Origin of the sequence: Mycobacterium sp., from assembly GCF_050701675.1 — a bacterium.
GTDB lineage: Bacteria > Actinomycetota > Actinomycetes > Mycobacteriales > Mycobacteriaceae > Mycobacterium.
Genome location: NZ_JBOGDD010001279.1, coordinates 1 through 6,613 on the forward strand (window position 1 = coordinate 1; position 6,613 = coordinate 6,613).

Annotated in this window: 6 protein-coding genes and 1 pseudogene; 4 read left to right on the forward strand and 3 right to left on the reverse strand. The window is 68.0% G+C overall.

Annotated elements, in window-relative coordinates:
* Nucleotides 1–273: pseudogene (locus ACRDUX_RS39475) on the reverse strand (N-acetylglutaminylglutamine amidotransferase); the annotation flags it as partial.
* A 167-nt stretch (nt 274–440) separates the two neighbouring features.
* Here ACRDUX_RS39475 and ACRDUX_RS39480 point away from each other — a divergent pair.
* Nucleotides 441–1,328, forward strand: coding sequence for a D-alanyl-D-alanine carboxypeptidase family protein (locus tag ACRDUX_RS39480; protein WP_526422774.1), 888 nt, complete (start codon nt 441–443; stop codon nt 1,326–1,328).
* 80 nt (nt 1,329–1,408) lie between these two features.
* The gene (locus tag ACRDUX_RS39485; RefSeq protein ID WP_526422775.1) at nt 1,409–2,236 is read left to right on the forward strand and encodes a D-alanyl-D-alanine carboxypeptidase family protein; all 828 of its coding nucleotides are present in this window, start codon (nt 1,409–1,411) and stop codon (nt 2,234–2,236) included.
* 10 nt (nt 2,237–2,246) lie between these two features.
* Here ACRDUX_RS39485 and ACRDUX_RS39490 read toward each other — a convergent pair whose 3' ends face one another.
* Together ACRDUX_RS39490 and ACRDUX_RS39495 are read right to left on the reverse strand one after the other, a co-directional pair.
* On the reverse strand, nt 2,247–3,944 hold the full coding sequence (locus tag ACRDUX_RS39490; RefSeq protein ID WP_526422777.1) for an amidohydrolase: 1,698 nt from the start codon (nt 3,942–3,944) through the stop codon (nt 2,247–2,249).
* Nucleotides 3,941–5,392 (reverse strand): amino acid permease, encoded by a 1,452-nt coding sequence (locus tag ACRDUX_RS39495; RefSeq protein ID WP_526422779.1) that lies wholly within the window; start codon nt 5,390–5,392, stop codon nt 3,941–3,943. The genes ACRDUX_RS39490 and ACRDUX_RS39495 overlap by 4 nt, the downstream gene beginning before the upstream one ends.
* A gap of 105 nt (nt 5,393–5,497) precedes the next feature.
* Here ACRDUX_RS39495 and ACRDUX_RS39500 point away from each other — a divergent pair, with 105 nt between their 5' ends.
* Nucleotides 5,498–6,100 carry a TetR/AcrR family transcriptional regulator gene (locus ACRDUX_RS39500; RefSeq protein ID WP_526422781.1) on the forward strand — a complete coding sequence of 201 codons (603 nt, stop codon included), beginning with the start codon at nt 5,498–5,500 and terminating at the stop codon, nt 6,098–6,100.
* Between the two features lie 99 nt (nt 6,101–6,199).
* A partial coding sequence (locus tag ACRDUX_RS39505) for a flavodoxin domain-containing protein (RefSeq protein WP_526422783.1) occupies nt 6,200–6,613 on the forward strand: 414 nt, incomplete at its 3' end.

Genomic DNA, 6,613 nt, shown 5'->3' on the forward strand with positions numbered 1-6,613 from the left:
CCCCTTGCCGAGCAGTTGTTGGCGGAGTTCGGGGTAGTTGTAGATGCACCCGTTGAATGCGACCGTCAGTCCGAGTTCGGGGTCGTGCATGGGCTGGTGGCCGCTACTGGACAGATCGATGATCGCCAGCCGTCGATGGCCCAGTGCCACCCGTTGATCGGCCCACGCGCCGCCGCCGTCGGGTCCCCGCGGGACCATGCAGTCGGTCATCGCGCGGATGGCGGCGAGATCGGCCGGGCGCCCTCGGGCGATTTCGCCGGCAATGCCACAAATGGTGATCGACTCCCTCTGGTGGTGTTCAGCGTAGGTGGGAACGCTGCAGCCTGTCTTCGTCCGGGCACGACGACGTCGACCCGGCGCTGTCGGGTAACCCAATTACGGAGGTGTCAAACACTTGGTGGTTCAGTGCACTCGGTCGCGGCAAGTTAGGCTCGGCGCCCATGGTCAGGCTCATCTGCGCTCTCTTCGTGTCCGTCGCGGCGCTGCTCCCCGGCACGTTGGTGATCGAGCCCGCCGTCGCGACGGCCGACACGGACGTCCAGCCGATCGGTTCGGCGCAGCCCCCCGACGGACCGGCGCCCGCATGGATCGTTGCGGACATGGACTCCGGCCAGATCCTCGCGGGTCGCGACCAGTACTCCCGGCACGCGCCAGCCAGCACCATCAAGACCCTCCTCGCGCTGGTGGTCCTCGACGAGCTGCCCCTGGACGCGACCGTCGTCGCCGATGCCGCCGACGCCAGGGTGGAGTGCAACTGCGCGGGGGTGAAGGCGGGCCGCACCTATACCACCAGGGAGCTGCTGGACGGGCTGCTGCTGGTGTCGGGCAATGACGCCGCCAACACGCTGGCCCACATGCTGGGCGGCTCGGACGTCGCCGTCGCGAAGATGAACGCGAAGGCCGCCTCGTTGGGCGCCGTCGACACTCACGCCGGGTCGCCGTCGGGCCTGAACGGGCCTGGGATCGATGGCTACACCACGCCGCACGACCTCGTCGTCCTCTTCCGGGCCGCCCTGGCGAATCCGGTGTTCGCACAGATCACGTCGTCCCCGTCGGCCCCCTTCCCTGGTGACGCGGGTCCGGTGACGCTGATCAACCAGGACGAGATGCTGGGCCGCTACCCGGGCATGCTCGGCGGCAAGACCGGTTTCACCGACGTTGCCCGCAAGACCTTCGTCGGCGCCGCGCAGCGCGACGGACGACGGTTGGTGGTCGCGATGATGTACGGGCTGATCGTCGAGGGCGGGCCCACCTACTGGGATCAGGCCACGGGACTGCTCGACTGGGGTTTCGCGCAGGATCCGTCGGTCGGCGTCGGCGCGCTGTAGGGACGTCGCGAAGCAGCCGTTGCCCGACGGAGACCTGATCGCGCGCTCGACGAGTCCTGTGATGCCTACGCTCGCTCTTCGTGCGCACACTGTTCGCGGCGACGGTGTTCGCCCTCATCGCGGTGTTGACCGCACCAGCCGCCTCGGCGTTGCCGGACGCGGAACCGGTGGCCGCAGGGGTCGCCGCACCACCTGACGGGCCCGCGCAGGCCTGGCTGGTCGCCGACCTGGACACCGGACGCGTACTCGCGGCGAAGGACCCCAATGGCGCGCACGCCCCGGCGAGCACCATCAAGACCCTGCTGGCGCTCGTCGTCGTCGACCATCTCAACCCGAATTCCTTTGCAAGGGCCAACGCGTCGCACCAGCGTGTCGAATGTTCGTGTGTCGGCCTGACACCTGGCCAGCCCTACACCACCCGCCAGCTGCTCGAGGGTCTGCTGATGGTGTCGGGTAACGATGCCGCGAACATGTTGGCCGACATGCTCGGCGGGCAACGCGTCGCCGTCGCGGCGATGAACGCCAAGGCCCAGCAGCTCGGCGCACGCAGCACCAGGGCGGGATCGCCTTCGGGTCTGGACGGGCCCGGTTGGGAGTCGGTCACCACGCCGCATGACTTGGCGGTGATCTTCCGTGCGGCGCTTGCCAATCCGCTGCTCGCCTACATCCTGCGGCAGCCGTCGGCCCAGTTCCCCGGCAAGACCATCACGGCGCAGAACGAGCTGCTGTCCCGCTATCCAGGGGATCTCGGCGGCAAGACCGGTTACACCGGCCTGGCGCGAAAGACCTATGTCGGCGCCGCGCAGCGCGGCAACCGCCGCCTGGTCGTCGTCCAGATGTACGGCACCGGCGACCTGTACGACCAGGCGATCGGCCTGTTCGACTGGGGTTTCGGCCAGCCCGCCTGACGTGATCCGCTCAGTGGCAGTGCACGTGCTGGGTTGCGGTACCGAGACCGACGGGGTCCTCGGGCAACGGCGCCCCGACGCGATCGGCGATGGCGCCCGCGGAGTGCGCGACCGCCCCGCCGACGACCGTCATCTCGGCGTGCTCATCGAGTAAGCCGTCGGGTGACTGCTCGTGGTCGTAGAGGTCGCCCGACCACACCACCAGATCCGCCAGCAGGCCGGTCTCGATCCGGCCCCGGTCCCCTTCGGCGTGCCAGGCGTGCGCACCGTGCACGGTGTATGCCTCCAGCGCGCGATCGAGGCCGACGCGTTCGTCGGGCGTCCACGGATCGGAACCGTCCAATCCGGCCCGGGTGGCAGCCGAGTAGATGCCAACAAGCGGGTCCATCTCACCTACCTGCCAGTCACTCGAAAATGCCACGGTCGCACCGGAATCGAGCAGGCTGCGGAACCGCCACGCCCGATTCCACCGCTGCTCGCCGACGTTGTCCATCCAGGTGCCCGCGACCAGATCCGGCGAGCAGTGCCTCGGCTGCATGGCGGCGGTCACGCCCAGCGCACGGAAGCGGGGCAGGTCGTCGGGATGCAGGCATTCGACGTGCACGATTCCGTGCCTGCGATCGCGCGTCCCGTTGGTGCGGGCCGCCTGTTCGATCGCGTCGAGCGTCAGCCGGATGCCCGCATCGCCGGTGGCGTGGGTGTGGGTCTGAAAACCCATCCGGTCCAATTCCCCCATTACGTCGACGAGTTCACGCCCCGGATAGCTGGGGCGGCCGCGCACGCCGGGCCGGTTGGCGTAGTCGTCGAGCATCAGCGCGGTATGCGGCTCGATGACGTCGTCGGCGTAGAGCTTGACCGGCCCGAGCCGCAGCATCGGATGGGGAACCGCACTGTCCACGGCGTCGCGCAGGCGCTGCCGGAACGTACCGTCGGCGCCGACCGGGTGGAACAGCGCGGCGATCACCCGCGAGGTGAGCACTCCCTCGGCGAGGGCGCGCTCGAACAACGGCAGCTCCGCGAGCGGCACCTGGGGTTCGACCACCGTGGTGATGCCAAGCGCGGTGGCCATCCGCATGCTCGATTGCAGCTTGCGGTACCGGCGCTCCGGTGAGTACATCGGGATGTCGGCCTGCAGGGCCGCCAGACCCGCCTCGGTCATCGCGCTGGTGTAGAAGTCCGTCACCCAGCCCGTCGGTTCGCCGGTGTCGACGTCGAGTTCGGGTCGACCCCACGCGATGTCGGTGCCGCCGGACACCCCGAGGACCGCCAACGCCGCACGGTTCAGCCAGACCGAGTGCTGGTCGTAGGTGGTGACGAAGATCGGCTTGTCGGTCAGGCCGTCGAGGTCGGCGGCGTTGGGTCTGCGATCCTCGACGATCGAGTACACCGCGTTCTCGGCACAGATCCAGTCCAGGTCCGGCCTGCGTGCCGCGAAATCGGTGATGCGCCTGCGCACTTCGGCGAGATCGTGTGCCCCTTCGAGTGAAACTGCGTCCTCGTCGAAGCCAAGCAGCAGGTGGTTGTGACTGTCGATGATGCCGGGCGTGACCAGGCGGCCCGAGGCGTCGATGCGGCGTGCGGCGGTGGGAGCGTCGGCCGCGTTTCCGACGTAGCTGATCCGTCCGTCGGTGACGCCCACCGCCTCGGCCCATGGTGCGCTGGGGTCGAAGGTGCGTACGCGCGCACCGGTGATGAGCAGATCGGTCATCGCGCTTCTACCTCTTCGTCCGACTCGTCGGACACCTCGAGCAGGAGCAGGTGGGTGCCGGCGCGTGAGCGCAGATAGCCGAAGTAATAGAGGAACCCGGCCGCGACGATGCCGACCGCGATGCCCAGGCTCAGCCACTGGTTCGGGTCGAGCAGCCCCATCACGAAGATCGTGGCGATGGCGATGAGCGCGACGATCGGGGGAAGCGGCCACAGCGGCATCAGGTATCCCGTCCGACCGGACTTGCGTCGCATGACGATCGCCGACAGCGCGATGAACCCATAGCTGAAGGCGAGTGTCGAGCCGGTCGCGTTCAGCAGCACGTCCATCGGAATCAGACACCCGGCGACGGCGAGCACGCCCATCACGAGGGTGGCGACCCACGGCATCTTCGCCGTCCGAGAGACCCGGATCAGCGGTGCGGCGATCGCCGCGGGCATCGCGTGGTCCCGTGCCGCGGCGAACAGCAGCCGACCGGACTGCAGGGCGATGGCGATGATGGCGTTGACGATCGCCAGTGCGATCGATACCAGCACGAAGACCGTGACGGCATGCCCGGCACGCTCGTCCAGGAACGCCTCGACGGGCAGATCCGCACTGAACAGGTCGCCAAGCGAGTTGGTGCCGAGCAGGATGGCAGCGAGCGGAATGATCTCCGCGAGGATCGTGACGACGGCGCTCCACAGCACGGCGCGGGCGATGGTGCGGCGCGCATTCTTGGTCTCCTCGGCGAAGTACACGGCACCGCCGTATCCGTTGAACGAGAAGATCCCCTGAGTCACGGCGATCACCAGGCCGGCGATGCCCAGCGGCGCCAGTCCCCCGGTAGCGGCGTCGATGGCCTGCGGGTCCAATAGCGCGGTGAGCGGGCGTTCGACGTGCACCAGGCCGAGCACCGTGAGCAAGGCCAGCGCGGCCATCTCGATGAACAGGAACGCCCCGGTCACCCAGGCGTTGGTGCGGATGTTCAGGCATGCGGTGGCCGTGGCGAGGATCGTGACGACGACCGCCGTCCAGACCGGGTCGAGACCGCCGATCGCGACGCCGAGGTAGTCGGCGACGCCGAGCGCGAACACCGCGACGATGAGCGGCAGGGTCACCAGGCCGACGAAGAAGATCGCGACGCCGGCCGCGGGCCCGAGAGTGCGGCTGACCAGCGAGTAGTCACCACCGGCCACCGGGTGCCGCGATGCCAGCTCGGCGTAGCAGTAGGCGATGAGCAGGCTGATCACACCCGCGATGGCGAAACCCCAGAACACTCCGGTGCCGTAGGCGGCCAGTGCGGCGCCGCCAAGCACGAACACGCTGGAGGCCGGCGAGATGCCGGACAGCGTGATGAGCACGTTGCCGCCGACTCCGAGCGAACGCGACAGGGTCCCCTCGTAGGCGGCCGGTGCGGCCTCGGGTTCGGGTGCAGCCGCGGGCGGCAGCGTGCTCGGGTGGATCATCGCGGTCTCGTTTTCGTTGGGGGCCAGGAGTGTCAATTATTCTTTGACGCTAATGTCGAAGAATGATGAGCAGGCTCGCATGTGACGTGGATTACTGTCAACCCCATGGCCCGACCGCGTAACCAAGGCGCTCGGCGACAGGCCCTCATCGAGGCGACGTACACCGCAGGCCACAAGCGGGGATTGCGCTCGCTGTCCCTGACCGACGTCGCCGAGCAGGCCGGCCTGAGCCGGGGCACCGTTCTGTACTACTACGGCGATCTCGATGGACTGCTCGTTGAAGCGCACGCGGCGGGCGTCGAGCGATTCTGCGACGATCGCGACCGGCTCATCGCGGAATCAGACGATCCTCGTCACCAACTCGGCACCGCGATCCGCGCTGGCCTTCCGAGTGGCCCGGACGATGCACTCATGCGCTTGCTGTACGAATTCGACTTCCTCGCAGGCAATTCCGCGCTGCACGACGAGCTGGTGCAGAAGATGTACCTGCGGCAGCTGGACACCTATCGCGGCATCTTCGCCGCGGGTCGCCGGTCCGGAACGTTCACACCGGCACTCGATGACGACCAACTCGCGATGACGTTCGTGGCCCTGGAGGACGCCTACGGGTTGCACATCGTTGGCGGAAACGCGCTGATGACTCCTGCGACGGCGGTCGCCGCCACGAGCGCGGTCGCCACAGAACTCGGCTGCCCGCCCCGCACTTGACCGCCGAAGGTAGGCCCCCACGCGCATCCACCTCCAAGTAAGGTCGCCCTAACCTAGCGCCCGCGCGATCTCCGCGCGCGCCGTGACGAGGGAGCGATCGTGACTGGCCAACGCGACTTCTCGCTGATCGTTGCCTTCGGCACCGACATGGGAAACGCCGAGGACGCCGCCATGACGTTCGCCGAGGCCGCGGGCGCCATCGGCATCGAGGCCGAGGCGGTCGAACTGAATCAGGTCGGGCTCGGCGAGTTGCAATCGGCCACCCACTTCATCGTCGTCACGTCGACGTTCGGGGAAGGCGAGTTCCCCGATAACGCCGTGTTGTTCTGGGAGGCGATCAGTGCCGACTCCGATCGACTCGAATACCTGAGCTTCGCCGTGCTGGCGCTCGGCGACAGCTCCTACGAATTCTTCTGCGGTGCAGGCAAACTGCTCGATGAACGGCTCGAATCACTCGGTGCCACGCGACTGACCGAACGCGTCGACGTGGACGGCTTCTACGAACAGCCCGCC

What these genes read in the sequence shown, in the direction of transcription:
- ACRDUX_RS39480 (WP_526422774.1), top strand. Translation starts at nt 441, where the DNA reads ATGGTCAGGCTCATCTGCGCTCTCTTCGTGTCCGTCGCGGCGCTGCTC.
- ACRDUX_RS39490 (WP_526422777.1), bottom strand. Translation starts at nt 3,944, where the DNA reads ATGACCGATCTGCTCATCACCGGTGCGCGCGTACGCACCTTCGACCCC.
- ACRDUX_RS39495 (WP_526422779.1), bottom strand. Translation starts at nt 5,392, where the DNA reads ATGATCCACCCGAGCACGCTGCCGCCCGCGGCTGCACCCGAACCCGAG.
- ACRDUX_RS39500 (WP_526422781.1), top strand. Translation starts at nt 5,498, where the DNA reads ATGGCCCGACCGCGTAACCAAGGCGCTCGGCGACAGGCCCTCATCGAG.